Here is a 26,531-nt window from a genome sequence, read left to right as displayed (position 1 = left end):
CTTCAGGTCTTGGGGAAGCGGCCCGGAGCGGCGGAGGGATTGGAGATGAGGTAACTTATGGCAAGTCCAACAACTGCTGCAAAACCTGCGGCCAATATCGTACCGAAAAAGAAGCGGCATTCCTCTTTGAGAAACGAAGAAATGACGGCATGGTGGTTCGTCCTTCCGGCATTTGCCCTCCTGCTTATCTTCGTGTTCTACCCGATGCTGCAGGCGTTCATTATCAGCTTTCAAAATTACAATCTGGTCGGCGGCACCAAAACCTTTGTCGGCCTGGACAATTACAAAACGCTGATGACGGATCGCTCGTTCCTCGCCAGCCTCGGGCATTCGTTCTATTTTGCAATCATCGTCATTCCGATTCAGACCATCATCTCGCTCGGTATGGCGCTGCTGATTCAGAAAAAGGTAGTCGCAACCGGCCTGTTCCGGACGCTCTACTTCATTCCGGTCGTCATTTCGACGGCTGTGGCCGCGACGGTCTTCAAGCTGATCTACAACAAGGAATACGGTCTGCTGAACAATTTCCTGGAACTCGTGCACCTGCCAACGACGAATTTCCTGTCCAATCCGGATACGGCGATGAACGGTGTCATTATGCTCGGCATGTGGAAAGCGGTCGGATTTTTTATGATTATTTTCCTGGCGGGGCTGAACAATATTCCCCAGGATTTGTACGAAGCGGCCAGAGTCGACGGCGCAAGCAAAATCCAGCAGTTCTTCCGGATTACACTCCCGCTTCTTAACCGCACAACGGCTTTCGTTGTCATTATCACGACGATTGACGCGATCAAGATTTCCGGTCTGGTGTTCGTTCTGACCAATGGGGGACCCAACGGAGCGACCGAAACCGCAGTCTTCTATATTTATCAAATGGCATTCAAGCAAATGCAAATGGGATACGGAACGGCGGCGGCGTTTATACTGTTCGCGATCGTGCTCGCCATTTCACTTGTGCAGATGAGACTGTTCCGGAATCAGGATTACTAAGGGGGAATGGATATGAACCGTTTTGCAAGCTTTGCCAAATATACAATCATGATTATTATCGCCATCGTGTCCATCATTCCGATTGTCTGGATGATCACGGGGGCGTCCCGTCCCTACGAGGAATTGTTCAAATACTCGAACAGCTTCAATATTCATTTGTTCGTGCCGGTGCATCCGACTCTGCAGAACTTCAAAGATGTCATCTTTAACGAACGGAATCCGTTCCTTACGTATATCGGCAACACGCTGTTCGTCGCCTCGATTGTCACGGTGCTCGTGCTGCTGATCAATTCGATGGCCGCATTCGCTTTTGCCAAGCTGCGTTTCCGGGGCAAGGCGATCGTGTTCGCCCTGTTCATGTCCGCCATGATTATTCCCGGCGAAGTGACTTTGGTTCCCAACTACCTGCTTATGCACAATTTCGGCTGGCTTGACTCGTACAAAGCGCTGATTATTCCTTCGATGCTGTCCGTGTTCGGGATCTTCCTGCTGCGGCAGTTCTTCGCTGAAATTCCGGACGAAATTTTGGAGGCGGCCAAAATCGACGGCGCAACGATGCCGCGCACCTTTGCCCGGATCGTGCTGCCCGCTGCTGTACCTCCGATGATCACGCTGGGGCTGATGACCTTCCTCGGCAACTGGGACTCTTACCTGTGGCCGCTGATCGTCATCAACGATGACAAGAAGCAGATGATTCAGGTAGCCATTGCCGCGTTCTCTTCGGCGGAAGGAACGGATTGGTCGAAGATTCTGGCGGCGAGCACCATTTCGACCGTGCCCATTCTGATTCTGTTCCTGTTCCTTCAGCGGTATTACATTCAGGGGATTACGGCGTCAGGAGTAAAAGGCTGACGGAAGCTTCAATCGGGGAGTTAGCCGGACCTTAAGGGATCAGCCGGTACCGGAATGAACTGGAGCAAGCCTTCAGACGGGCCGTCCAATCCGGGACAACTCGATCAAAAAATGTGCAAGACTGAGGACAGCCAAGGCATGTCCTCGTTGCAATAATGCAAGACCGCGGCGGCGATCCGCCCGGTCTTGCTCATTTGAGTTTAAGGAGCGAATGTATGAGAAGAAGTAAAGGTAGATGGACAGCATTTTTGTTAGCGCTTGCATTAGGGGTTTCTGCTCTGTATGCCTCTCCGATTGCCCATGCAGCAGGGCTTGCCGGCAACACTCCCGGATATTTGCCTATATCGGGGACATGGACGCAGGATGGGGGCGGACTCCGTGGGGTTAGTTCCGGAGCGGACAACGCCTTCAATATGTCGACAGCGGCTGTGGGGGCGAACTTTGTCTATGACGCCGACGTCAAAGTCGATGCCTCATCGCCATACGGCGTGGCTTCGCTGGTGTTCAGGGCGAGCGCAGACGGTTCCAAAGGTTATGTCGTCAGCCTGGACCCGAACATGGACCGCATCCGCCTGTTCGATTATGCCACGGGAACGGACGTGGCAGCGCCTGTTTCCAAGACGATGAGCGAGGGCACTTCCTATCATTTGAAGGTGGCTGCCGATGGAAGCTCGCTAAAAGTTTACGCAGACGGTACACAGGCCTTTTCTGTAAGCGATTCCAAATATAGCTCGGGACTCACCGGCTTTCATGTCTATAACGGTACTGCCTATTTCCAGAACGTGTTCGTAAATGTGCTGAATACGAATGTGACGGGCTGGAACACTTCAGGGACATGGAATCTTACATCGCAAGGGTGGAAAGGCTCGGCTGCTGCCAATCAGAATATTTCGGCCATCTCCGCAACAAGCTCGGACAATTTCACCTACGAATCGGACGTGCTGATTAACGATGCGTATGCCCTCGGCACGCTGCTGTTCCGCTCGAATGCGGACGGATCGCAGGCTTACGGGGTGCAAATCGATCCTAACCTTGACCGCATCAGGCTTTATAAGACGGCGGGAGACGTAACTCTGGCGCAGGCGACTGCGCAGATTGCCCCCGGCAAAGTCTATCATGTCCGGATCAAGGCGCAAGGCTCATCAATCAAAGTGTACTTGCAGAGCGATTTCATAAACACGAGCGGTTACAACCCGCTGCTTACGGCCACGGACACTTCGTATACGCAGGGATTTACGGGACTGGGTGTCTATAACGGTTCAGCCGTGTTTCAAAATATTCTGATCAGCACCCTGAACACGAACCTGGAAGGCTGGACGTCGCCAAGCGGAACCTGGATTCCGCAGCAGGGAGGCTTCAAAGGGACAAGCGCCGCAAGCACCGACGCTTTTAATGTGGCGTCAACGAGCCTATCTGATTTTGTACTCGAAGGCGATCTCTCCGTGGATGCCGGAACTTCTCATGGCACGGCGGGTCTCGTCTTCCGCGCCTCATCCGCGTCAAGCGGAGGCTATGTGTTGAACATTGATCCCAATCTGGACCGTGTCCGGCTCTTCAACCGCAGCGGGGGAAGCACGATCGCCACGGCCAATATGAGCATCGATACCGGACGCGTGTATCACATTGAAATCTCTGTAAACGGTTCCAGTATTAAAGTTTATGTGGATGGCGCAGCTACTCCGGTGATCTCGGCAACCGATACGTCCTATTCTTCGGGCCAAATCGGGCTGAACACGTTCAATGGCACTGCCTATTTCCAGAACGTCTATGCCACTGATCTGAGCCAATACTACAACGAGACCTATCGTCCGCAGTACCATTTTACCGAAGCGAGAAACCGGGCGAGCGACCCGAACGGCCTGGTCTATTATCAGGGCGAGTATCACTTATTCCATCAGCAGGACGGGCAGTGGGCTCACGCGGTAAGCACCGATCTGGTCAATTGGAAGCGCCTTCCTATCGCCATTCCATGGAACGACGCCGGGAATGCCTGGTCGGGCGGGGCTGTAGCGGATCTCAATAACGCTTCCGGTCTGTTCCCGGGCGGATCGGGTCTGATCGCCTATTATACTTCGTTTAATCCGGACAAGCCGAACGGCAACCAAAAGATCAGCATTGCATACAGCAGCGACAAAGGGCGCACCTGGACCGATTACGCGAGCAACCCCGTAGTGCAAAATCCGGGCGGGGCCGACGGCGGCTGGGATTTCCGCGACCCCAAGATAGTCTGGGATGCGGATCACTCAAAATGGGTCATGGTCGTCTCGGGAGGGGACCATATCCGGTTCTATACATCGACCAACCTCCTCAGCTGGACGTTCGCCAGCACATTCGGCTACGGATCTTACCTGCATGGCGGCGTGCTGGAATGCCCGGATCTGTTCCAGCTGCCTGTCGACGGAAGCACGAGCAACAAGAAGTGGGTGGTGATGCTCAGCACCGGAGCAGTTGCCGCCACGCAGGGCTCGGCAATGGAGTATTACGTCGGAAGCTTTGACGGCACGACGTTTACCAGCGATAACCCAGCTTCGACCGTACTTCGGACCGAGAAGGGCAAGGATATGTATGCGGCTATGACGTTTGACGGCATTCCGGCCACGGACGGACGCCGGATTTCCATCGGCTGGATGTCGAACTGGGATTACCCGTTCAGCTTCCCGACCTCGCCCTGGAACGGACAGATGTCCATTCCGCGCGAGCTGAAGCTGACCGACATCCCGGGAACCGGCGTCCGGATGACAGAGACGCCTGTCTCCGAATTGAACGCGCTCCGTGACACGGCGAACGTGGCTTCGCTTAGCAACGTTACGGTCACTCCTTCGAGTGCCAATCCGCTCGCGGCGCTCGCAGGCACGGCCTATGAGATCGACGCGGTGCTTGAGCTGCCGTCCGGCAGCACGGCATCCGAATTCGGTTTCCGTCTGCGGGAGGGAGGCAGCCAGAAGACGGTTGTGGGCTACAAGCCCGGCACATCGGAAATGTTCGTGGACCGCACATCCGCTGGAGCAAACGGGTTCACGGCCAATTTCCATCCCGTGCAGAGCACGGTTCTTCCGCTGGAGAATGGCAGAGTAAAGATGCATATCTACGTCGATCAATCATCTATCGAGGCCTTCGGAAACGATGGCAAAGCAGTATTCTCCGATATGATTTTTCCCGGATCGGCACGTAACGGCCTGAGCTTCTATACCACCGGCGGCAATGTAAAAATCATCTCGCTCAATTATTATCCGTTAGGCAATGTCTGGCGGTTCGAGCCTACTACCGGTTCAACGCCGCAAAAGGTTGTCATGGACCAGACCCGCATTCAACTGGCCGGCGGCTCCGTTTACCGGCTGTACGCAGATGTACTGCCGCGCTCCGCAACGAATAAAACGCTGGTGTGGAGCTCAAGCAATCCGGCGGTGGCGTCGGTATCCCAGGCCGATTCCGTCAGCGCTGACGTCACGGCGGTTGCGCAGGGCAGGGCAGTGATTACCGCGACGACGCAATCGGGCGGAATTGTCGGCAAGACTATCGTCGAGGTCGGTTCATTTACGACCAATTTGACCGGCTGGAACAGCATGCCGGCACCTTCCTGGACGGTGACCGGCGATGGGATCTCCGGCACGTTCGACAAGGACAGCAATTACATGTCCGGCAGCACCGGCTCTGATTTCACGTACGAGGCCGATGTCAAGCTGGACCGAAGCGGAGGGGCGGGTTCCATCATTTTCCGAGCCACTTCGGACGGCTCCAGCGGCTATTATTTCAATATTGATCCCAATATCAGAGCGCTGAGATTGTTCTATAAACTGAATGGCAGCTTCTCCGATACCCAGGTTCTCGCCAACATTCCGGCGACCCTGACATCCGGTACGGCCTATCATGTCAAAATCGTGACCTCCGGAACGAATATCAAGGTGTACTTCGACGGCGCGACCACTCCGGTCATCGACGTTAACGACTCCACATTCAGCAGCGGGTATTTCGGCCTGAATGTATTTGGAGGAACGGCCAGCTACCAGAATGTCATCAAAAATTAAAGCGGAATAAAGCGTTTCATTAAAATTCGCCGGACGAATTCATTTCGTTTCGGCGGATTTTTTGCTGTATATGGGCTTTAACTTGTTTCAGCGTGCCATTTTTGGACGTTTACATTAGAATCCATGAATTTTGACAATATCCCTGTTCATTTTTTAAAATCTTTTTCCGATAAGAATGAATATTACAATTTGTACATCGAGCGTATTTCGACAGAAGTATCGTCCGTGTTGAAAGGGTGTAGACAAATAATGAAGATTCGTTCCAAGCTTTCACTAATGGTTCTTGCGGTTACCCTGCTATCCACCGCTCTGATGGGGTATTTCAGTTATTCGAAGTCGGCCGGCTCGCTGGGGTCCATGTCCGACAATTCGATGCTGGAACTGAACAAGAGCCGCGGTGAAACGATAAATACCATGGTCCAGAAAGAGCAAAACAGCATGGCTGTGTTCGCCGGAGAGGCCGGAGTCACGGAGCTGCTTGCGGGAGTACGGAATGGAGCCCCCGGGGATAGCGCGCTTCACGCGGAGGTTAATGCCAGGCTCAAGCAGCTGGTTAAGGACGCAGGAAATCTGGAGCATATGTTCGTCGTCGGCACGGACGGCGTGATTATAGCGGACAGCGATCCTGCGCTGGTCGGCAAAAACATCAGCGATCGGACTTATGTGAAACAAGTGCTTCAAACCGGCGAGCCGGTAATCAGCGAGACGCTCAAGTCCAAATCGACGGGCGCATTTGTTCTTGCTATCGCGCAGCCGGTGAAGGCGGGCTCTGAGACGGTGGGCCTTGCCGCATCCGCCGTTTATGCGGACAGCCTGACGACCTATCTGGGGGCTGCCAAAGCGGTGAACGGATCGAGCAGCTACGCTTACCTGGTTGACGATCAGGGAACGATGCTCTACCATCCGACCAAAGAAAAGATCGGCCAACCGGTGGAGAACGAAGGTATCAAAGCCATTGTTGCCCGTGTTCAAAAAGGTGAACGGCCAGCCGACGGAATCATCGACTACGATTATTTGGGCAAGGCGAAAAAAGCGGCCTACACCGTCCTTCCGGGCACCAAATGGACGCTTGTTCTGGCGGGAGACGTGGGGGAGATCATGCAGCCCGTCCGGCAAATGACGGTCTTTATTATCATTCTCGGTCTGATCAGTCTGGCGGTGACCCTGCTCATCGGCGTGTTCGTATCCCAGAAGATTACCGCTCCGATTATTAAGCTGACTGAGCTAATCAACAAGACGGCCGAGCTGGATCTGAAATACGACAATGAATATGAATATTTGCAGAACAACAAAGACGAGACCGGCACCATCGCCAAAGCGATGTTCCGGACCCGCGGCGTGCTAAGAGATATGGCGGGCAGCCTCAAAGGTATTTCGGGTCAAGTGCTTACCAATGCCGAAATGCTGGAACGGGTGGCCGTTGAGGTTAGAGAGAACGCCCATGACAACGGGGCGACGACCGAGGAACTGTCCGCAGGCATGGAAGAAACCGCTGCTTCCACGCAGGAAATGACTGCCGCGATCCAGGAGATCGATAGTAATGTTGGCGCCATCTCCGAGAAGGCGAAGGAAGGCGGCAGAGTGTCGGAGGGCATTACAAGCCGCGCCTTGTCCCTGCGGAAAGATGCGGTGGAATCGGCGGAGCATGCGCAGAATATTTACAATTCGGTCCGCGCCAAAATGGAGCAGGCGATTGAGGAATCAGGTACGATTACCCAAATCAATGATTTGGCGAAGACGATCATGGACATCACGAGCCAGACGAATCTGCTGGCGCTCAATGCGGCGATTGAAGCGGCGCGGGCGGGCGAGGCCGGAAAAGGATTCGCGGTAGTCGCCGGGGAAATCCGCAAGCTGGCCGAGAAATCGTCGGTGACCGCATCGGGTATTCAGGATATCGTCAAAGGGGTGCATCATTCCGTCGGACAGATGAAGGACAGTTCGGAGGATCTGCTCTCCTTCATCGACCGGAATGTGCTGACCGACTATGAGAAGCTGAAAGAGGTTGGCGAGCAGTATAATCAGGATGCGGAGCTGATTAACCATCTGATGAGCGATTTCGAGACCTCGGCTGGACATTTGAGCGAGACGGTCTCGGCGATTACGATTGCGGTCAACGAGGTGGCGGCGACGATTTCCGAAAGTGCGGCTGGCGTACAGGATATTGCCGAGAAGACCTCCGAAATCGTAGAGAAGACGTTTAAAGAAGCCGAGATGGCGGATGAGAACACCCAAAGCGCCAAAGAGCTTCAGCAGCTGGTTGAGAAATTTAAAATTTAGGTTATACTCAAGGAACGTCTCTGCCGGAAGGCAGGGGCGTTTCTTGCAAAAGGCCTGCGTTTCGAATCGCGATCAGCTTCATAAAAAAAGTGTTGCTTTTCACAAAGAAAAGCTGTATATTCTTAATTACGGTGATTGCAGCCGGAATTACATAACATGCGGTCGTGGCGGAATTGGCAGACGCGCACGGTTCAGGTCCGTGTGGGCTAACCCCCCGTGGAGGTTCGAGTCCTCTCGACCGCACCACCATATTAATGAACAAGCTCTTGAATTTGTCCTTGTGACGATTCAGGAGCTTTTTGCATATTCGAGATTTGCAATCGGAGCGATTGACATAAAGGAAAAGAGTATGTAGAATGATTAAATCGTAATAATTACGAATAAAAGGAGATGTTCAGAGATGAGAGTTGTTGTTACTTTGGCGTGTACCGAAACGGGAGACCGCAATTACACGACCACCAAAAATAGAAAGACGCACCCCGGACGCATGGAATTGCGCAAATACAGCCCCCGGCTCAAAAAATATACGCTGCATCGTGAAACGCGTTAATTCATGGGAGGAGGCCATACATGTTAGCTGAACAGGTGGACAGGAAGATTCCGATAACAGTTTTAAGCGGTTATTTGGGAGCCGGGAAAACGACTTTGCTGAATCATGTATTGCATAACAGGGACGGGTTAAAGGTTGCTGTTATTGTTAATGACATGAGCGAAGTCAATGTGGATGCCAATCTGGTAAAATCGGGGAACGCCCTGTCGAGAACGGAAGAAAAGCTGGTGGAGCTGTCCAATGGCTGCATTTGCTGCACGCTTCGGGATGATTTGCTGCGGGAAGTACAAAAGCTGGCCGTCGAAGGCCGGTTCGATTATATCCTGATTGAGTCATCGGGAATTAGCGAGCCTATTCCGGTAGCGCAAACCTTCACTTATGCAGATCCGGATTTGGACATCGATTTAACCGCCCTGGCCCGATTGGATACGATGGTTACCGTCGTTGATGCCAACCGTTTCTGGCAAGATTTTGCATCGGGGGAAAGCTTGCTTGACCGCAATCAGGCGGTTGGAGAGATGGACTATAGAGATATTGTAGATCTGTTGATTGATCAGATTGAAACCTGCGATGTTTTATTGCTGAACAAGTGCGATCTGGTTGAGGAGAAAGAATTGGTTAAGCTGGAGGCTGTCCTAAGAAAGCTTCAGCCGACAGCTAAAATCATTCGTACCGTGAACGGGGTTGTGAACCCAAAGGAAATTTTGAACACAGGTTTGTTTGATTTTGAGAAGACAAGCATGTCCTCAGGGTGGATTTCGGAGCTTGCCAAGGAAGAGCATGCTCCGGAAACCGAGGAATACGGAATAGGGTCATTTGTGTATCGCCGCAGAGTCCCGTTTTATCCTGAGCGCCTCAGTAACTTCTTAAACGATTGGCCTGAGGAAGTGATTCGGGCAAAAGGACTGGTATGGATCGCGGCGCGTGGCGATATGGCTGCATCGCTTAGCCAGGCCGGCCCCTCCATTCAGTTTGGTCCCGCAGGATATTGGCTGGCATCTCTGCCGGAGGACCAGCAGCGCGAAGTATTGGAAGGCGAACCGGAAGTACTGGAACGCTGGGATCATACGTGGGGCGATCGAATGACCGAGCTTGTCTTCATCGGCATGGATATGAACCGGGAGGATATAGAGAAAGAGCTGGACCGTTGCCTGCTGAGTGAGGAAGAAATGAAGCAGGACTGGAATACATTTAATAATCCGCTGCCTTGGCCGGTTGAAGATTGAGCCAGCCGGGTAAATGCTTTGAACCGGAACCGGTTAAGGTTCCGGCTCTTTGCTCTTCATTCGTTAAACGTTTTTAATGATACTTTTAATAAATTGGTCGGCTCCTGGGCCGCCAAGCTTCCGGCATATGAATTCATATCGAAGACGCTGCTTCAGTAGTTATTGATTGCCATTTTTCAAGATGATGTGCGGGGGTTGTTTTATAAGCCTTTCATGGCTGCCTGGACACCCCTGTTGTTATTCCTAAGCGCTAAAAGGTCTAGCCCGCCACAGCAGAAAAAGCATTGACAAGACCGGGCATGGACCCTATACTTTAAAACGTTAATCCGACAAAAATAGTATGTTTAAATCAAATCTGTAAATTTATGCCTTTGGCATAATGTTTATAGGAAAAGGAGACGAGGCAATGCCGGAATTAAGCAATCGGCTGGATGGATTTACTGAATCGATCATTCGCAAAATGACCCGTATTGCCAGGCAGTATGACGCTGTGAATCTCTCTCAGGGCTTTCCTGATTTCGATCCTCCCCGGGAGCTGACGGAAGAACTGCGGAAAGTAGCGGATGATGGTCCCCATCAATATGAGATTACATGGGGCTCTGAATTGTTCCGGGAGAAGCTGGCGCTCAAGCAGAGCAAGCTGATGGGCATCCCGGTGAACCCTGCGGAGAATATTGTTGTAACCTGCGGCAGCACCGAAGCGATGATGGCGGCGATGATGACGGTGTGCAATCCGGGCGACAAAGTTATCGTATTCTCTCCGTTCTATGAAAATTATACGGCGGATGCGATCCTGACCGGCGTCACTCCTGTCTATGTGCCGCTGGCCCCGCCGGAATTTATGTTCGACCCCGAGGAACTTCGGCGAGCGTTCGAACAGGGGGTTAAAGCGATCGTGCTGTGCAATCCGTCCAATCCGACGGGTAAAGTGTTCACACGCGAAGAGCTGGAGGAGATTGCCCGGCTTGCGGTAGAATTCGATACATTCGTGATTACGGATGAAGTGTATGAGCACATCGTGTACGAGCCTTATGTACATACGTACATGGCTTCTCTTCCAGGCATGTTCGAGCGGACGCTGTCCTGCAGCTCGCTGTCCAAGACGTATTCGATCACAGGCTGGAGACTCGGGTATATTATCGGTCCGGCCCATGTTATTGAGGTCTGCCGCAAGGTCCATGATTTCCTTACTGTCGGTGCCGCCGCTCCCTTGCAGAAGGCCGCGGTGAAGGGTCTGGAAATGGACGACGCGTATTACGAGGAATTGACCCAAGTTTACGAGCGGAAGCGGACGCTGTTTCTGGACGGTCTGGACCGGCTCGGTCTCAAGTATTACAAGCCCCAGGGCGCGTATTATGTGCTCGTAGATATCAGCGAGTTCGGCGAGCCGGACGATTACAAGTTCTGTGAGTGGCTGGCAAGGGAGATTGGGGTGGCGGCGGTTCCGGGCTCGAGCTTTTTCCGGGAAGACGTCAACCAGTACATCCGGTTTCATTTTGCCAAGAAGGAAGAGACACTGGTCGAGGCGCTCAAACGGCTGGAGAAGCTTGAGGCATACCGGGGCGCGGAATTATCGAATATCAAATAAATTGAATGTGAGAGGAACAGACAAATGAATAAGATAAAAAAAGGGTTGGTCATTACACTGGTTATTTCCCTGATGGGACTTCTGCTCGCCGCTTGCGGCGGCAATGAGAAAGCGGCGGATGAGGGCGCATCGCCGGAGACAAAGAAGGATATCAAGATCGGCGTGTCGCCCGGTCCTTATGGCGATATGATCACCAAAGCGATTGCTCCTTATATGGAAAAGCAGGGCTACAAGATTGAAGTCGTTCAATTCTCGGACTATGTACAGCCTGACCAAGCGCTGGGCAGCGGAGAAATCGACGCCAATCTGATGCAGCACACGGTGTATCTGAAGAAATTCGCAGCGGACAACAAGCTGGATATCGGCAAGGTCATCTCCGTTCCGACAGCGGGCATGGGTGTATATTCCAATACAGTGAAGAATTTAAGCGATTTGCCGGATGGCTCCAAGGTAGCAATTGCCGTCGACGCTTCCAATCTGGCGCGCTCGCTGCGTTTCTTGAAGGCGCTTGGCCTGATTGATCTGAAAGCGGACATTGACGCAACGAAAGCCACCGTACATGATGTATCGGACAATCCGCACAAGCTGGAGTTTGTTACCATGGACGCCGCCCAAATCTCGCGCAGCCTCGATAGCGTGGCTATCGGTCTTATCCCCGGAAACTTTGCCATCGCAGCGAAGCTGGACCTCGCGAACGCGCTCGCTGTGGAGAAGCTGACGGAGGATTACAAGAACGTCGTCGCGGTCCGGACCGCCGATATCGATGGGCAGCTTGGCAAGGATCTGAAGGCTGCTGTCGAGTCGGAAGAGTTCCATCAAGCGATTGAAGATGCGAACGGGATTTTTAAAGCATTTGACAAACCGGAATGGTATACGGCCAAATACGGCAAATAATCAATCATAGGATACAGCCGGATAGAACGGCGTTGATTGCAGGAAAGGGTGCTCGTGGTGATTGTTCTTGATAAAGTCAACGTGATCTTTAAACAGAAGGGCCGAAAGATGCATGCGGTAAAAGAGGCGTCCATTTCCATAAACAAAGGCGAAATCTTCGGGATTGTCGGCCCGAGCGGAGCCGGAAAGAGCACGCTGGTCCGGGTAATCAATCTTCTGCAGCCTCCCGTTTCAGGCAGGGTTATTGTGGGCGGCCAGGATATTACCCGGTTCAAAGGCACCGCGCTGCGCAAGGTCAGGTTGAAAATAGGAATGATCTTTCAGCACTTCAACTTGATCAGCGGAGCGACGGTATACGACAATATCGCATTCGCGCTCAAAGCGAACAATTGTCCCGAGCCAAAAATCCGAGAACGGGTGCTTGAGCTGCTTACCCAGGTGAATCTGGCGGATAAGGAGCAAGTATATCCGGCCAATTTGAGCGGAGGGCAAAAGCAGCGGGTGGCGATCGCCCGCGCGCTCGCGAATGATCCGGAAATTCTGCTGTGCGACGAAGCGACCTCGGCGCTTGATCTGGAGAATACGGAAGAAATCATCCGGATTCTGCGGCGGATCAACCGGGAGAATCCGATTACCATTGTGTTCATTACGCATGAGATGGACGTGGCGCGGAAGCTGTTCGACCGTATTGCCGTAATGGCGGATGGCGAAATCGTGGAGGTCGGAGATACGTATCGGGTATTTACGGAACCGGAGCATCCGATGACCCAATCTTTGGTTTCCCGGGTGCTGAATATCGAAATTCCGGAGCATTTGCAGCTGAAGGATCAGGAGGAAATGCTGAAGATCACCTACACCGGGGAGCGGGCTTACGAGCCGCTCATCAGCAAGGTGTCGAAGGAATTTGACGTGCTTGTCGACATTCTCCATGGGAAAATCGAGTATATTCAAGGCAAGCCGCTCGGTATTCTGCTCATCAAACTGAGCGGGGATGCCGCGGAAATTGCAAAAGCCCGGGACTATATCGCCGGACAGGTGTTCAAAATTGAACGGCTTTCCGCCGCAGTCGAAGGGGGAGAGCTGAATGGATAGCACCTGGGATATTTTGCAGTTGGAGCTGCCTTCCGCGATTTGGGAAACGCTGATTATGATTGCCATCTCCATGGCCGCTTCTTTGGTGTTCGGATTGCTGATTGGTCTTGTTTTGTATTTGTCGGCAAGCCCGCTGTTTTTTCCGAAACGTGGTCTCAACGCAGTGATGGGCGTGCTTGTGAATGTAATCCGCTCCGTCCCGTTCGTAATCTTGCTCGTGCTGCTCATTCCATTAACCAAAGCTATCGCCGGAACTAGCATCGGGCCGGTAGCCGCTTCGGTTCCGCTTGCTTTTGCTTCCGTCGCGTTCTTCGCACGGCTGGTGGAAGGATCGTTCAGCGAAGTGGACAAAGGGGTGCTGGAGGCAGCCATTGCCACGGGTGCAAGCTTAAGCCTGATTTTGCGGAAGGTGCTGTTTGTGGAGGCAATGCCGGGGCTGATCCGCGCAACTACCGTGACGGTCATCAGTCTGATCGGATATTCCGCGATGGCGGGATTGGTCGGCGGCGGCGGAATCGGCGATCTGGCGATCCAGTACGGATATTATCGCTATGAAACGGGAGTAATGATCGCAACGGTCATCCTGCTGGTTGTTATTGTCCAGGGGGCGCAATTCATCGGCGACTGGTGCGCACGGCTATATACCAGAAAGTAGAGGTGGGTTTCTTGCAGGAGCTGTACAGTATTATTTCCGATCCGCAGCGGATCAAGACGGAAGGAATCGCGGAAAAGTATGTTACTGATAATTTGGGACGCCTGCAGGGAACCTGCGACGCTCTGGTATTTCCGGTAAGCACCGAAGAGGTCAGCGCGATTATGAAATGGGCGTATGCGCACTCCGTTCCTGTAACGCCTCGCGGAGCGGGGACGAATCTCGTCGGCTCCACCGTGCCGGAGCATGGGGGAATCGTGCTTGATCTTTCCCGGATGAACCGGATTGTAGAGCTTGACGAAGATACGCTCAACATTACGGTTCAGCCGGGCGTTCTGCTGACCGATTTGCAGGCCTATGTGGAAGATAGGGGCCTGTTCTATCCGCCCGATCCGGGGGAGAAGAAAGCCACGATTGGCGGCAATATCAGCACCAACGCGGGCGGAATGCGGGCGGTCAAATACGGCGTGACTCGGGATTATGTGCGGGGGCTTACGGCGGTATTGCCAAATGGCGAGGTGATTCGTACCGGCGGCAAGGTGGTAAAGGACAGCTCGGGGCTGTCGCTCAAGCATCTGCTGATCGGCTCGGAGGGCACGCTTGGCATCATCACCGAATGCGTATTGAAGCTTATTCCGAAGCCTGCGTTCGTGATGGGGGCGCTTGTGCCTTTTGACAGCCTGAAGACGGGGATTGACGCTGTGATTCGGCTCATTCACGAGAATGTCGGACCGACCGCGATCGAATTTATGGAACGCAAGGTGGTTGCCTTGGGCGAGCAGTTTATGGGAGTCTCCTTTCCGTATCCGGAGGCGTCGGCGTATATTCTGCTTTCCTTCGACGGCAGCAGCGAGAGCGAGGTCCGCACCAATGCGGAGCGCGCGCGTCAGGCTGTCACTCGGAATGGTGCGCTCGATTTTCTGCTGCTCGAGGACAAAGAGACGCTGGATGAGGTCTGGAAGGTACGCGGGGCGCTGGTCAAGGCGGTAGAAGCGGTGTCCGAGCAGGAGCCGGTGGATATCGTTGTGCCGATCGACAAGACAGCGGATTTTATCGCTTACGCCAATGAAGTGGAGCAGGAAAGCGGCGTACAGCTGATCAGCTTCGGCCATGCCGGGGATGGCAATGTGCATTTATGCGTGGTTCGCGGGGAGCGGGATTTGGAGGCTTGGCGGAAGGATTTGAAAGCCGTCATGAGCCGCATCTACGGAAAAAGCCATGAGCTTGGCGGCTTGACATCGGGCGAGCATGGAATCGGGCTGAGCAAGAAGCCTTATTTCCAGAAAGCTACGGACCCGGCGGTGATCGCTGCCATGAGGCAGATCAAGAACGCGCTCGATGATCGCAACATTCTGAATGCGGGCAAGATTTTTTGAGGAAAATAATAGCTTAGAAAGGAAGCACCGTCACCTGTTTCAGGGTGAGGGTGCTTCTTTTTTAGGCATATAAGAATGTGTAAGGTCCACGCTTGAAATGCTATTTGTAGCCTATGATGCAATATTTACTTCTGGTAAACGCTGGAGGTTGTATTGTAGCTCTCGCCTGCATTTAATACGATGCCCTTCAATTGATTCTTCGCCTTTTGTTCTTTCCACTTGGCTGTATCCTGAGTGATCAAAGGGAATGTATTGTAATGCATAGGGATGGTAAGCTCGGCGTTAAGCCATCGGGCTGCAATTACGGAGTCATCGATTCCCATGGTGAAATTGTCTCCAATCGGAAGCAGGGCGATAAAATGGTTCGCGGTGGTTCCACGATCGCGATGGGCTGTCTCAGCAATCCCGTATGGCGGGGAATGATGCGTCATTTGGACATTCCTGTGACCATGACATCAGCGAATCTTTCGGGTCAGGCTGACGGCGTTCTGGTGGATATGAAGCTGGCTCTGAACCAAGTCGGGAGTAAAGTGGATTATATACTGGAAGGTGGAGCTCAGGGTACGACAAAGTCCAGTACAATCATCGACCTTTCCGGAGAACCCCGAGTCCTGCGGTATGGAGATATTACTGTCGCCCAATTGAATCAAATCGCTCCCGTCTTCAAGGAAATTAGTTAAGCTCTATCTTTGACTAATTTCATAGGCAAGCTGCCAATTTTCAAAAATCTCCTTTCAAGCCTGACCCAATCCGGCTCTAAGGGAGATTTTTGTCTGTTCCTGGATCTATTGCTGTTTCCCCAACAGATTCAACTGCCACGTCACTCCGAATTTATCGCTGAAAGGATATTTATCCAAAGGCATGAATACCTGGCCCCCTTCGGACAGCTTTCCAAACAGATCATCGATCTCTTCCTCGGTCTTGCAATTGACATAAAGTGAAAGGCCGGTGTAAAAGTAAAGTCATGCGGCGTATTGCTGTCAATGCACATAAACTCTTGACCGTTCAAGGAGAAGACGGCATGCACCACGCTTCCTTCAGCCCTGTCTCGCCAGGGCCGTAACGCTGGATATGCAGAATTTCCGACCGCTCGAACAAAGAAATGTAGAAGTTCATGGCTTCCTCGGCTTGTCCGGAAAACATTAAAAAAGTCGTGAGCTTTTGATTACCCATAGCTATCGCTCCTTTATCGAAATAGAAAAAACGAATTAAATCAATGAACATGCGTTCTGTGAATGTATTATTAACTGGACTTACCCACTTAATGGCTGAACATTCCAATTTGACTGCAAATTAAACCAAAGCATGGCGATTCGGGTCGGCCAAAATTGGCGAAGAAAGCTTGCGAACCGCTGTGAATCCGTGTCCAAATAGACTTGGATGGAATCGTCCTTACGGGGACGGACTTCGCAGCGGGTATGGAACAGAAGGTCAACTACTTGTAAGTATTGACGGCTTGTCAAGAACGGGCCCGTCGATGATCGCTGCCATGAAGCAGATCAAGAATGCGCTTGTTGATCGCCACATTTTGAATACGGGCAAGATATTTTAAGCGAAAGAATGCGGGATGCGCAAGTAAATACAGTTTATGGAGGAAGCACAATCACCTGTTTCATGGTGGGTGGTGCTTCTTTTTTTGTTACAGCAGAACGGCAATCCAAACAGGGTTGCAAGCAACCCGTACGTCTGCATAAATTAGCGTTTATTAACCATGATTTAACCATATTTTAACATTAATGTTTTCTAAAAGTATTGTTTTCAAGATTCATTTTGCCGATATATATCTTAGTGTTTGTTTCAAATCAAACCGAAAATGGGGTTTATTTCCTTTGAGAGAAAGAGAGGATGGGGTTTTGTTGGGAAAAGTGCGAAGTCGGAAGTTCAGTTTTCATTCGGTCAAAAGCAGGCTGGTGCTGTCTTTTTTATGCATCTTGCTTCTCCCCGGTCTCGCGATCGGCAGTACCGCTTATGTGACCGCCAGAAACAAAGTGGATGAGGAGATAAGGAATTCGGCATCCTCTAACGTGAATCTGCTGAATCAAATGATTGATAAGTACATACGCGAAAAAATGAATGCCATTGATTTTTTGTCCCAGCAGGTGCCGGTCAATAACCTCATTTCGGAAACGGGTGCTGAAAATGCCGAATTAAAAGCGCTGCTAGTCAGCTTCAAAGCGCTGCATCCCGATCTGGAAACGGTATTTGCTTCAAATGATCAGGGGCAGATCCTTAGCGCAACAAAATTGAACCTTCCTAAAGGGTTCGATCCGCGGACGCGACCTCAATACATCAAGGCCATGGAGAACAAAGGTAAGGCGATTATTACAGACACTTATAAATCCGCGTCAACGAACAGTACGGTGGTGACGATAGCCAAAGCGACGAGTGACGGACATGGAATCGTCGGCGCCAATTTCAGTCTGGCCGAGCTCAGCGAATCGGCAAGAGAAGTGAAGATCGGCAGACAGGGGTATGTCATCATGATTGACAACCAAAAGAAATTTTTGGTTGCTCCGGGCGTGACTGTCGGAGATACGGTTGATTCGTTAATCGCCGGCCCCATGTTTAAATCCGGCTCGGGTCAAATGGAATATGTGAACGAAAGAGACGGAAAGTCCAAAAAAATGGTGTTTGTCACCAATCCACTGACCGGATGGAAAATAGGCGGCACTTGGTACATCGATGAAGTGAAGGAAGAGGCGGCGCCGATTTTTCGGACGACGCTCATCGTTCTGATCGCTGCCATGGCGGCTGGTTTGGCCGCTATTCTGTTCATTATCCGTTCAATCACTTCTCCGCTGCGGCTGCTCACGGTGGCGTCCGAGAAGCTTGCCGAGGGAGATCTGACTGCTCAAGTACAGGTAGAAAGAAAGGATGAGCTGGGCCAGCTTGGAACGGCCTTTAACCGGATGACCGATTCGCTGCGCGGAGTTTTAAGCGATGTGAGCGAGCTGTCCAATCAATTGGCCGCTTCGGCGGAGCAGCTCTCGGTCAGCTCGGAGCAGACTGTCAAGGCTACCGAGCATATTGCCGGAGCCACGGAGAAAATGTCGGATGGAGCCGAGCACCAGGCCGCCACGGTGGAGAAAGGGGCCCGGACCATCTTTGAAATGACCGCCCGAATCCAGGAAATCGCCTCCGCTGCCCAATCGGTTGCGAGCACATCCAGCAAGACGTCGTCGCTGTCGGCGGAGGGGTCTGTCGCCATCGGAAGCGCCGCCGAGCAGATGAATTCCATCGACCAGTCCGTCGAGCATCTGGCGCGGCTCATCCAAGTTTTGTCCATAACTTCGGAGAAGATCGGTGAAGTGACGGATGCGATCAACAAATTTTCCCGGCAGACAGGGATGCTTTCACTGAATGCTTCCATTGAGGCGGCAAGAGCCGGAGAGCATGGGCGGGGATTTGCGGTGGTTGCCGATGAAGTGAAGAAGCTTTCGGACCGTTCGTCGCGCTCTTCGCAAGAGATTTCCGAACTGGTCGGCAGCATCAGAAATGAAATTGTTAACGTCGAGGCATCGATGGAAGCCTCTACGAATGAGGTCAAGGGTGGCATGCTCACTGTGGAAACGGCCGGCAGCCTGTTCTCGCAGATCGAACGGTTTATTGGCGAGGTTAACGGTCAAATCGGTGAAGTCTCGGCGGCCGCCCTGCAGATTTCCGAGGGAGCGGCGGAGATGAACGAGGCGATTGAAGCCATTGCGGGTGTTGCCCGGACGAGCGCGGCCGAAACGGAGAGCATATCGGCTGCGGCTCAGCAGCAGCTGGCATCCATGGAAGAAATTTCGTCGTCATCGGGCGATTTATCCCGAATGGCGGCGGAAATGCACGAACTGGTCGAACGATTCAAACTGTAAAATCGGGCAAGCGTGGGCGTCATTACTGGCCGCTATGCTGGCCTATCTGTTCGCTTTGAACTGAAGCGCTGCGCGGTATGCGGGCCGGCAGGGAACAACTTGTTCCCCGCCGGCTTTTTAAGTTTAACTTATTCTGTTCCTTTTTGTGGAAAGCTCTTAGATTATTCTGTCGAAACCCGGTATACTTAAAATAGGAATTTAAATACACCGCCGAATGCTTGCAGAGGAGGGTTCCTTTGTGTCCGATTTGATATTTGAACAAATCTATCATCGCTCATCGAGCGGAATAGCCGTTGTTTCTTTGCAGGCTGGGGCGAAGATCCGCTGCAATCCGGCTCTCTGCCGCATGTTTGGATATACCGAGGAAGAACTGGCAAGCCTCCGTTATGGCGATCCGATGATGCCTGGCGGAGAGTACACGTCTGATCCCTCTTCCATCGTTGCTTTTTTGCTGTCGATTCCGGGTGAGGAATGCATCAAAGAAAAGCGGTTCATCCGCAAGGACGGCGGTCTGCTGTGGACGCAGCTTCATTTGTTTATGATCCGGGAACAGCCGGATGGCGACCCTTCTTGTCTGGTTGTCGAAATGACCGATATCACGAATCGCAAGCTGGCCGAAGAGAAACTGCGGGAAAGCGAGCATTTATATAGACTGATCACTGAGAACAGCCCCGACATGATTTCCTTAAGCAAGCCGGACGGCACGCTGCTCCATATTTCCCCATCCGTCGAGCAGCTTCTCGGTTACTCTGTGGAAGAAGTTATCGGGCAGAAGCGGCCTCTTTTCTACCACCCGGACGACGCGCTGGATGTCACACAGTACGGTGAGTATAACTCGTTCGGCAAGGTCTTCACCCGCAGGGTCCGCCACAAGGACGGCCGTTATTTATGGATTGAGAGCAGCTGTAAGGTGATGCGGGACGAAGAGGGGGACTTGCAGCAGATCATGACCATCGCCCGAGATGTCTCGGAGCGCAAGAAGCATGAGGACATGCTCGCGAAAGCGCAGCATTTGGCCCGCATGGGCTCTTGGGAATGTGAAACGGGTACGGGCCGTTTGACGGTATCAAAAGAGCTGCGGCATATATTTTGGATAGACGAAGAGGAAGGAGACTCCCCCCGGCACGGAAGCAGCGATCCGGATTTGTTCCTGTCCCGTATGGAGCCGGGCGATCGCGAAAGGTTTCTGGAAGTGTTGTGCCAGTCGGTAGAGGACGGAATAAGCGGCCAGATGGTTATCCGCATTATGAACGGCGATAACTTGAAATACATTGACTGTCACTGGGAAGCGGTAAAGGATGAAAACGGCAGAATGCTTTCTGTCAGCGGTATTATGCAGGATGTCACCGAGCACCACCAGATGGAAGAGAAGCTGCGGGTAAGCGAACGGAACTACCGTCTGATCTCGGAGAATTCGCTGGATTTCATATCGCGCAACGCGGTTGACGGATATGCGACTTATCTGTACGCTTCGTCGATCTGCCTGCCGATGTACGGCTATACGCCGGAAGAGATGACAGGGACCCGGGGAATCGATTATATCCATCCGGATGATGTGGACAAGGTGAAGCATTATTTGGAGGAATGCACCCGGGGCAAAGAGAACCTTCCGATTCTGTTCCGCTTTTTATGCAAGGACGGAACCTATATGTGGACCGAGACGACGATCCGCCTTGTGTATTCCGAGGAGAGGCAGGCCTTTGAGATTATTGCGGTATCACGGGATGCCCGGGAACGCAAGCAGTATGAAATGAGGCTTGAGGAAAGCCAGAACCGTTACAAATCCTTGTTTGAGTATAATCCTTCCGCAATCAGCGCGATGGACCTGCTAGGACGTACTCTCTCCGTGAATTCCAGCATGGAATATTTGACCGGCTACAGCTACTCCGATCTCCTGATGTCCTTCTTCACGGAAGTAATCGACACGGATGAACTGGAGTATGTGAGCGAACGTTTCCGCCGAGCTGCGGGAGGCATTGCCCAGACCTTCGAGAGCCGGATCGTTCACCGGGACGGGCATATCGTGGAAGCCAGCGTGATTCTGGTTCCCATCCTGGTGGATGGCGTGGTGGTGGGCGTGTTCAGCATAACCAGCGACATCACGGAACATAAGCGCCATCTTCGGCAGATTGAGAAGCTCAGCTACGAGCATGCGCTGATCCTCAATTCGGTGTCCGAGGGGATTTTCGGCATCGACATGGAAGGCAAGACAATATTCATTAATCCGGCCGCGGCCAATATGCTGGGGTACGGACCGGGTGAATGGGCAGGGCGCAGCCATGAAGGCCCCATTCAGCTGACACGACTGAGCGGAGAATATGCGGGCGAACAGACGAGCCTCATTCAGACCTTGTCGGAAATCGGGATGTACGATGAGCGGGAGGGCGTCTTTTGGCGGCAGGATGGCTCAAGCTTTTTGGCCAAATACCGTATGACTCCGCTGTATGACAATGGCGAAAGAAAAGGAACCGTCGTCGTATTCCGGGACATTACGGAAGAGAAGGAGATCCGGCGCGCCAAAGAATCGGCCGAGCAAGCCGACCGCGCGAAATCGGAGTTTCTGGCGATTATGAGCCATGAACTGCGAACGCCGATGAACGGGATCATCGGGATGACGGATTTGCTCAAGGATACGGAGCTGGATGAGGAACAGCGCGGTTATGCCGAGATCATCAGCCAGAGCGGCGAATCGCTGCTGCATATTCTAAACGAAGTGCTGGATTTCAGCAAAATTGAAGCGGGCATGATGACACTGGAGCTAAAAGAGGTAGACTTGCGAAACGTGCTTCAGGGCGTGAGGGATTTGTTCTATCCGAAGGTGGCGGATAAGAAGCTGCATCTCAGCTATTCAATCGATCCGGAGCTCCCGGAAACGCTGATCACCGATGAGGCGAGACTTAGGCAGATTCTCGTCAATCTGGTTGGCAACGCCGTCAAATTCACGGAACGCGGCAAAATCAGCATTGATGCGAAACTGGGCGCGGCCTTGGATTACTCCCGGATCATCGTGCAGTTCACGGTTACGGACACCGGTATCGGCATTCCGGAGGACAGGCAGGGACTGCTCTTCCAATCCTTCACGCAGCTCCATCCGTCCATCAACCGGAAATACGGGGGAACGGGCCTTGGGCTTGCGATCAGCAAAAAGCTTTCCGAGCTGCTCGGCGGCACGATCGGAGTGGACAGCCGGGAAGGGGAGGGTTCTTCCTTTTACTTTACGGTGGAAGCCTTGTTACCGGGCGGAGCGCCTGCATCCGGAGCCGGGAAATCAGAGGATAAGAAGGCGGGCAAGCATCTTGCGGCCAACTCGATAGCGGAAGGGCAGTATGGTCCGCTGTCGATCCTGGTCGCCGAAGACCATCCGGTCAACCGGCATTTGCTCGGAACTTATTTGCGGAAACGCGGTTATCTGGCAGATATTGTGGAGGACGGGGAACAGGCCGTCCGCGCCGTCCAGCTCAAGGATTATGATCTTGTCTTTATGGATATCCAGATGCCTGTCATGGACGGCCTTGAGGCTGCGGCTCTTATCAGGGAGAAGCACGGCTCGCGTCCGGCTATCGTTGCGGTAACGGCTTTTGCCAGAAAGGAAGACAGGGAGATGTGCATGAAGGCGGGAATGCAGGATTTCATTTCCAAGCCGATCCACAGCGATGAACTGGACAGAGTGCTGAAGCAGTGGGCGCCGGGGAGCGCCATGACCGGCAAGGCAATCTCGAAAGAGCGCGAATAAAGACTGATAGTCTATGATTGCTGATCAAGGATTTATGCGGCTGAGGGCCCCGGCGCGGCCGTTTCAGATCATTATCGATCAGGCAGTCATTGAGAGGCCGTCTGTGGATCGATAGGGAAGCCGTCACTCGATGCCAGTCTGCGGATGGATCGGAAAGTCGTCATTGAGCGGCCGACTGCAGCTCGTTCCACGCCTCTACGGAATCGGGGCTGGTATAGACATACGGTGTGGAAGGCTGTTTAAGCGGCGTCACCGATTCTGCGTCGATCTGCAGCGTTTCCTTGCTCTTGTAGACCACAATTTGAAGCTTGCCCCGAACCTTGATCCAGGTGTCGGCTGGCAGGCTTTTTTGCTGTCCGGCGTTGACGAGGATGCCGAGCGGTGTCGCATCCGCGGTGCAGCACTGCACCAGAAAGCGGCTCACCGCAAAGCGGCCGCCCAAGTCGTGGTTATTCTCACGGTACAGGAAGCCGCTAACCACAACCTCTCTTCCCTTGAAATCCTGTTTGTATTGATCAAGCGCCCCCAGCGTTTCCGAGAAGATTTGCGGATACACGGGTATGACCGGCTGGGCATACAGCTTCCTGGCCAAGGCGGCAAACTCCGCCGCGAACGGATCGGAGGTCCGGAACCTTGCAGCATCTCCGTTCCGTTCCGATGCAAAGGTTAGCACTACTCCCTTGCTAGCTGCGGCAACACTGCCAAGCGCTCTGTCCGGCAGGGCGAAGCCGAGCAGAAGGGGGAACAGGAAAGCGCCGTATACTGCGGCGCTGCGCGCCTTTGAGCGGGGGAGCTGATGGCCGCAATCGCACCCGGCGCTTTCCCTGCCGAAGATGGCCTGTACAGCCAGACCAAGCGCCATGAAGGCGAGCGGGACCGGACAGAGCCTGACCCAGAACGCCAGACCAGGAGTGACATAATAATGGAGCGCGTCCCGTCGTGCCAGATGTTCGATATAGACGGCGAACGCCAGCAGAACGGCCGCCCGAAACAAGTAGTGGCGCTGGATGCTCGCAGAGTTATTCATGTGTGGTCCTCCTATAATAGCATCGGCAAAACTGGCAGGATCATGGTCATGAGGCCGTCACAGCCATCCGGACAGCAGGATCGAGCCGGTAAACACAATGGAAGCGATCAGAAAGAACAAATAGAAGGCAAAACGGGTCTTGAATAACGACAGCAGCATCAAAGCATTTTTGAAATCGAGCATCGGCCCGAGCACCGTAAAGGCAAGCAGCGATCCGGCTGGGAAAGAATGCAGAAAAGCCGCCCCGACGAAGGCGTCGGAAGTCGAGCAGAGCGACAAAATAAACGCAAAGCCCATCATAAACAAATAGGAGCCAAGCGGTCTGGCGCCGATGGAAGCAAGGCTGCTCTGGACGACGAACGTCTGGATCAGAGAGGTGAGCATGCAGCCGAAGATGAGGAATTTTCCCATCTCAAAAAAATCATCCGCGGCATGCGTGAACACAGCTGCAAATTTCCCTCCCCTTGTGCCGTGCTGATGCTCCGGCCCGCTGCCGCGCGGAATCGAAAGGCGGAGCGGCGATTTTTTGACCGTGACATATAGAATAAGTCCTATAAGGAAAGCCACGGCGAAGGCAAGCCCCATGCGGGCGTACGCCAGGCTCGGATGACTGCGGAAGGCGGTCAGCGTGGCGGCGAATACGACCGGATTCAGGATGGGGCCTGACAGGATAAAAGCGACCCCGACGTGAAGCGGCATGCCCTTGCGCATCAGCCGCCTGACAAGCGGAATCATACCGCATTCACAGATGGGGACAATTACGCCTAGCAGACAGGCGAACAGCAAGGCCGGAAGCACCCGGCGCGGAATCCAGCGGGCAATGGCCTCATCCGGCACGAATACGCCGATCAGTGAGGACAGCAGCGAACCGGCCAGCACAAAAGGGAGGGCCTCCAGCAAAATGCCGATAAACCCCGTTTTGAACGTATACAGATAAGCATTGTCCAGAAGCTCGCTGTGCTTCGGCAGCCACAGGACGGCGAGAATGATCAGAAAAGCCGCGGGAAGAAGCAGCGGCAGCGCTTTTAGGGGCGAAAAGGCGGTCATGCGGCAGCTTCCTCCTTTGCTCAACGGAACAAGGCGGACCAACGCTCAGCCAGTCGTTCCTTGTCGATGTTCATGCCGATAAAGACGACATAAGGCGTCCCTGGGTAGCGGGAGTTTTCCCAGGTTGTCCGGGCGCCCGCATGCTGAACAAGCTGCACCGGCTCTCCGCCCGGAAGCCGTACATGCCCTTTAGCGCGCAGCAGCCTGTCCGCCCATTCCCGGAAAAAGTTTTCCAGAACCGCCTTGGGCAGCGTTTTTCCTTGGGGAAAAGCAAGCGTAACGGCGCCGACCTGCGAGAATGAACCGCCATGCTGTGCAGGCGCCGTGCCCGGTTTGGCCTCGCCATGCTGTGTGGGCGCTGGGCCCGGTTTAGCCCCGCCGGGGTCCGCCGCCGCTTTCTTGAGCAGGCTCCCCTTGAATTCGGCCGGTGCCCGCTTTGGCAGGGGCTTCGCTCCCCGTGAAACGATCCCTTCAAGCAGCGGGTCCAGCGAAATCCTGCTGAAAATTGTAAATTCGATGCCCGCCGAGGCGTTTTGCTTACGGATCAGCTTTTCGATTTTCCAGAGCGTTTCCTGCTCCACAAGATCGCTTTTGTTCACGATAATGAGATGTGCTGCGGCCAGCTGGCTGCGCAAAGTGCGCACAAGCTGCTTGTCGGCAGACAGCCGGCTGCCGTAGTCCAGCACATGTTCAGCATCCACCAGCGTCACCAAAGAATGCAGCGACAGCCTGCTGTCCCAGTAAGGTTCCAGGAGCGACTGCGCAATTTCATCGGGGTCCGCCACTCCGGTTAGCTCTATATAAATAACGTCGGGGCGCCGTTCGATCAGCAGCTCAAGATTGGCTCCGAGCTCTTCCTTGCGGCTGCAGCATACGCAACCGTCCAGCAGCTTCTCAACCGCCGCGCCGGTCTGCTCCTCCAGAATATAGCCGTCCACATCCTGCATGCCGAGCTCGTTCATCAGAACACCCGGCCGCAGGCCACGAGCATAGTTCTCTTTCAGCAGCGACAGCAGCAGGGTTGTTTTTCCGCTTCCCAAAAATCCGCTCAGAACAATAACCGGTATTCTCATCCTTCCTTCCGCTCCTTCAATTTCTCGTAAAGATGAATATATTCCCGATTCTATCTATACGTGTCCAGCGCGCCATAAAGACCGATTTTGTTGTAATCCCCTGATGGGAGGGGCGGCGAATTTTCAAAGCGCAGGATTCGTAACACGGCGGGCGAACCGATTATATCCCAATATATTGCCGCAAAAGATGAACCTCCTGCTGAATGAACTAAGAAACGGGACCTTTTTTCCTGATTTGGGAGGCCGTGATCTTTTCTGAAAGGGAGGAT

General features: G+C 53.2%; 18 protein-coding genes, 1 tRNA gene and 1 pseudogene. 15 read left to right on the top strand and 5 right to left on the bottom strand.

Annotated features, from left to right (window positions below):
• Positions 1-57 precede the first annotated feature (57 nt).
• The 13 genes from G5B47_RS19455 (at position 58) to G5B47_RS19395 (ending at position 16,205) form a co-directional block, all read left to right on the top strand.
• Positions 58-990 (top strand): carbohydrate ABC transporter permease, encoded by a 933-nt coding sequence (locus G5B47_RS19455; RefSeq protein ID WP_165101607.1) that lies wholly within the window; start codon positions 58-60, stop codon positions 988-990.
• 12 nt (positions 991-1,002) lie between these two features.
• Entirely contained in the window at positions 1,003-1,842 is an 840-nt protein-coding gene (locus G5B47_RS19450; protein ID WP_165101605.1) for a carbohydrate ABC transporter permease, read from the top strand.
• A 215-nt stretch (positions 1,843-2,057) separates the two neighbouring features.
• Complete coding sequence (locus tag G5B47_RS19445) at positions 2,058-5,867, top strand: GH32 C-terminal domain-containing protein (RefSeq protein ID WP_165101602.1); 3,810 nt, start codon at positions 2,058-2,060, stop codon at positions 5,865-5,867.
• 249 nt (positions 5,868-6,116) lie between these two features.
• On the top strand, positions 6,117-8,147 hold the full coding sequence (locus tag G5B47_RS19440; RefSeq protein ID WP_165101599.1) for a methyl-accepting chemotaxis protein: 2,031 nt from the start codon (positions 6,117-6,119) through the stop codon (positions 8,145-8,147).
• A 158-nt stretch (positions 8,148-8,305) separates the two neighbouring features.
• A tRNA-Leu gene (locus G5B47_RS19435) sits at positions 8,306-8,393 on the top strand.
• A 154-nt stretch (positions 8,394-8,547) separates the two neighbouring features.
• The gene (gene rpmG / locus G5B47_RS19430) at positions 8,548-8,697 is read left to right on the top strand and encodes a 50S ribosomal protein L33 (protein WP_165101596.1); all 150 of its coding nucleotides are present in this window, start codon (positions 8,548-8,550) and stop codon (positions 8,695-8,697) included.
• 20 nt (positions 8,698-8,717) lie between these two features.
• Positions 8,718-9,923, top strand: a complete 1,206-nt coding sequence (locus G5B47_RS19425; protein WP_165101593.1) for a GTP-binding protein — start codon at positions 8,718-8,720, stop codon at positions 9,921-9,923.
• A 406-nt stretch (positions 9,924-10,329) separates the two neighbouring features.
• A complete protein-coding gene (locus tag G5B47_RS19420) occupies positions 10,330-11,511 on the top strand; it encodes a pyridoxal phosphate-dependent aminotransferase (RefSeq protein WP_165101590.1) in 1,182 nt (393 codons plus the stop codon).
• 24 nt (positions 11,512-11,535) lie between these two features.
• Complete coding sequence (locus tag G5B47_RS19415) at positions 11,536-12,405, top strand: MetQ/NlpA family ABC transporter substrate-binding protein (protein ID WP_165101587.1); 870 nt, start codon at positions 11,536-11,538, stop codon at positions 12,403-12,405.
• Between the two features lie 57 nt (positions 12,406-12,462).
• The gene (locus tag G5B47_RS19410) at positions 12,463-13,497 is read left to right on the top strand and encodes a methionine ABC transporter ATP-binding protein (RefSeq protein ID WP_165101784.1); all 1,035 of its coding nucleotides are present in this window, start codon (positions 12,463-12,465) and stop codon (positions 13,495-13,497) included.
• A complete protein-coding gene (locus tag G5B47_RS19405; protein ID WP_165101584.1) occupies positions 13,490-14,152 on the top strand; it encodes a methionine ABC transporter permease in 663 nt (220 codons plus the stop codon). The genes G5B47_RS19410 and G5B47_RS19405 overlap by 8 nt, the downstream gene beginning before the upstream one ends.
• 11 nt (positions 14,153-14,163) lie before the next feature.
• A complete protein-coding gene (locus G5B47_RS19400; RefSeq protein WP_206107445.1) occupies positions 14,164-15,525 on the top strand; it encodes an FAD-binding oxidoreductase in 1,362 nt (453 codons plus the stop codon).
• Between the two features lie 257 nt (positions 15,526-15,782).
• A complete protein-coding gene (locus G5B47_RS19395; RefSeq protein ID WP_165101581.1) occupies positions 15,783-16,205 on the top strand; it encodes an L-threonylcarbamoyladenylate synthase in 423 nt (140 codons plus the stop codon).
• Positions 16,206-16,310: 105 nt separating this feature from the next.
• On the opposite strand, the pseudogene G5B47_RS19390 reads toward G5B47_RS19395, so the two are convergent.
• Positions 16,311-16,573 (bottom strand): annotated as a pseudogene (locus tag G5B47_RS19390) (VOC family protein); the annotation flags it as partial.
• Positions 16,531-16,668, bottom strand: a complete 138-nt coding sequence (locus G5B47_RS25965; protein ID WP_268958521.1) for a VOC family protein — start codon at positions 16,666-16,668, stop codon at positions 16,531-16,533. The pseudogene G5B47_RS19390 and the gene G5B47_RS25965, both read right to left, overlap by 43 nt.
• A gap of 722 nt (positions 16,669-17,390) precedes the next feature.
• On the opposite strand from G5B47_RS25965, the gene G5B47_RS19385 reads away from it, so the two are divergent.
• Both G5B47_RS19385 and G5B47_RS19380 read left to right on the top strand, forming a co-directional pair.
• Positions 17,391-19,382 carry a methyl-accepting chemotaxis protein gene (locus G5B47_RS19385; protein WP_328804595.1) on the top strand — a complete coding sequence of 664 codons (1,992 nt, stop codon included), beginning with the start codon at positions 17,391-17,393 and terminating at the stop codon, positions 19,380-19,382.
• A 238-nt stretch (positions 19,383-19,620) separates the two neighbouring features.
• A complete protein-coding gene (locus G5B47_RS19380; RefSeq protein ID WP_165101575.1) occupies positions 19,621-23,115 on the top strand; it encodes a PAS domain S-box protein in 3,495 nt (1,164 codons plus the stop codon).
• A gap of 160 nt (positions 23,116-23,275) precedes the next feature.
• Here the strand turns inward: G5B47_RS19380 and G5B47_RS19375 are convergent, their stop codons facing one another.
• Genes G5B47_RS19375 through G5B47_RS19365 form a run of 3 tightly spaced genes read right to left on the bottom strand, consistent with a single transcriptional unit; the run spans position 23,276 to position 26,262 of the window.
• Entirely contained in the window at positions 23,276-24,142 is an 867-nt protein-coding gene (locus G5B47_RS19375) for a TIGR03943 family putative permease subunit (protein ID WP_165101573.1), read from the bottom strand.
• Between the two features lie 57 nt (positions 24,143-24,199).
• A complete protein-coding gene (locus G5B47_RS19370) occupies positions 24,200-25,189 on the bottom strand; it encodes a permease (RefSeq protein ID WP_165101570.1) in 990 nt (329 codons plus the stop codon).
• Positions 25,190-25,209: 20 nt separating this feature from the next.
• Complete coding sequence (locus tag G5B47_RS19365; protein WP_165101567.1) at positions 25,210-26,262, bottom strand: CobW family GTP-binding protein; 1,053 nt, start codon at positions 26,260-26,262, stop codon at positions 25,210-25,212.
• Between the last annotated feature and the right edge of the window lie 269 nt (positions 26,263-26,531).

It is taken from the genome of Paenibacillus apii, from assembly GCF_011043685.1.
GTDB classification, from domain to species: domain Bacteria; phylum Bacillota; class Bacilli; order Paenibacillales; family Paenibacillaceae; genus Paenibacillus_AQ; species Paenibacillus_AQ sabinae.
Note: the sequence above shows the minus strand (reverse complement) of the source record. Positions and strands in the feature narration are given on the sequence as shown.

Bases quoted from the DNA above. Each gene is read 5' to 3' on its own strand.
- G5B47_RS19395 (WP_165101581.1), top strand. From the start codon at position 15,783: ATGCATAGGGATGGTAAGCTCGGCGTTAAGCCATCGGGCTGCAATTAC.
- G5B47_RS19370 (WP_165101570.1), bottom strand. From the start codon at position 25,189: ATGACCGCCTTTTCGCCCCTAAAAGCGCTGCCGCTGCTTCTTCCCGCG.
- G5B47_RS25965 (WP_268958521.1), bottom strand. From the start codon at position 16,668: ATGTTTTCCGGACAAGCCGAGGAAGCCATGAACTTCTACATTTCTTTG.
- G5B47_RS19455 (WP_165101607.1), top strand. From the start codon at position 58: ATGGCAAGTCCAACAACTGCTGCAAAACCTGCGGCCAATATCGTACCG.
- G5B47_RS19375 (WP_165101573.1), bottom strand. From the start codon at position 24,142: ATGAATAACTCTGCGAGCATCCAGCGCCACTACTTGTTTCGGGCGGCC.
- G5B47_RS19425 (WP_165101593.1), top strand. From the start codon at position 8,718: ATGTTAGCTGAACAGGTGGACAGGAAGATTCCGATAACAGTTTTAAGC.
- G5B47_RS19420 (WP_165101590.1), top strand. From the start codon at position 10,330: ATGCCGGAATTAAGCAATCGGCTGGATGGATTTACTGAATCGATCATT.
- rpmG (WP_165101596.1), top strand. From the start codon at position 8,548: ATGAGAGTTGTTGTTACTTTGGCGTGTACCGAAACGGGAGACCGCAAT.
- G5B47_RS19415 (WP_165101587.1), top strand. From the start codon at position 11,536: ATGAATAAGATAAAAAAAGGGTTGGTCATTACACTGGTTATTTCCCTG.
- G5B47_RS19405 (WP_165101584.1), top strand. From the start codon at position 13,490: ATGGATAGCACCTGGGATATTTTGCAGTTGGAGCTGCCTTCCGCGATT.
- G5B47_RS19365 (WP_165101567.1), bottom strand. From the start codon at position 26,262: ATGAGAATACCGGTTATTGTTCTGAGCGGATTTTTGGGAAGCGGAAAA.
- G5B47_RS19440 (WP_165101599.1), top strand. From the start codon at position 6,117: ATGAAGATTCGTTCCAAGCTTTCACTAATGGTTCTTGCGGTTACCCTG.
- G5B47_RS19445 (WP_165101602.1), top strand. From the start codon at position 2,058: ATGAGAAGAAGTAAAGGTAGATGGACAGCATTTTTGTTAGCGCTTGCA.
- G5B47_RS19450 (WP_165101605.1), top strand. From the start codon at position 1,003: ATGAACCGTTTTGCAAGCTTTGCCAAATATACAATCATGATTATTATC.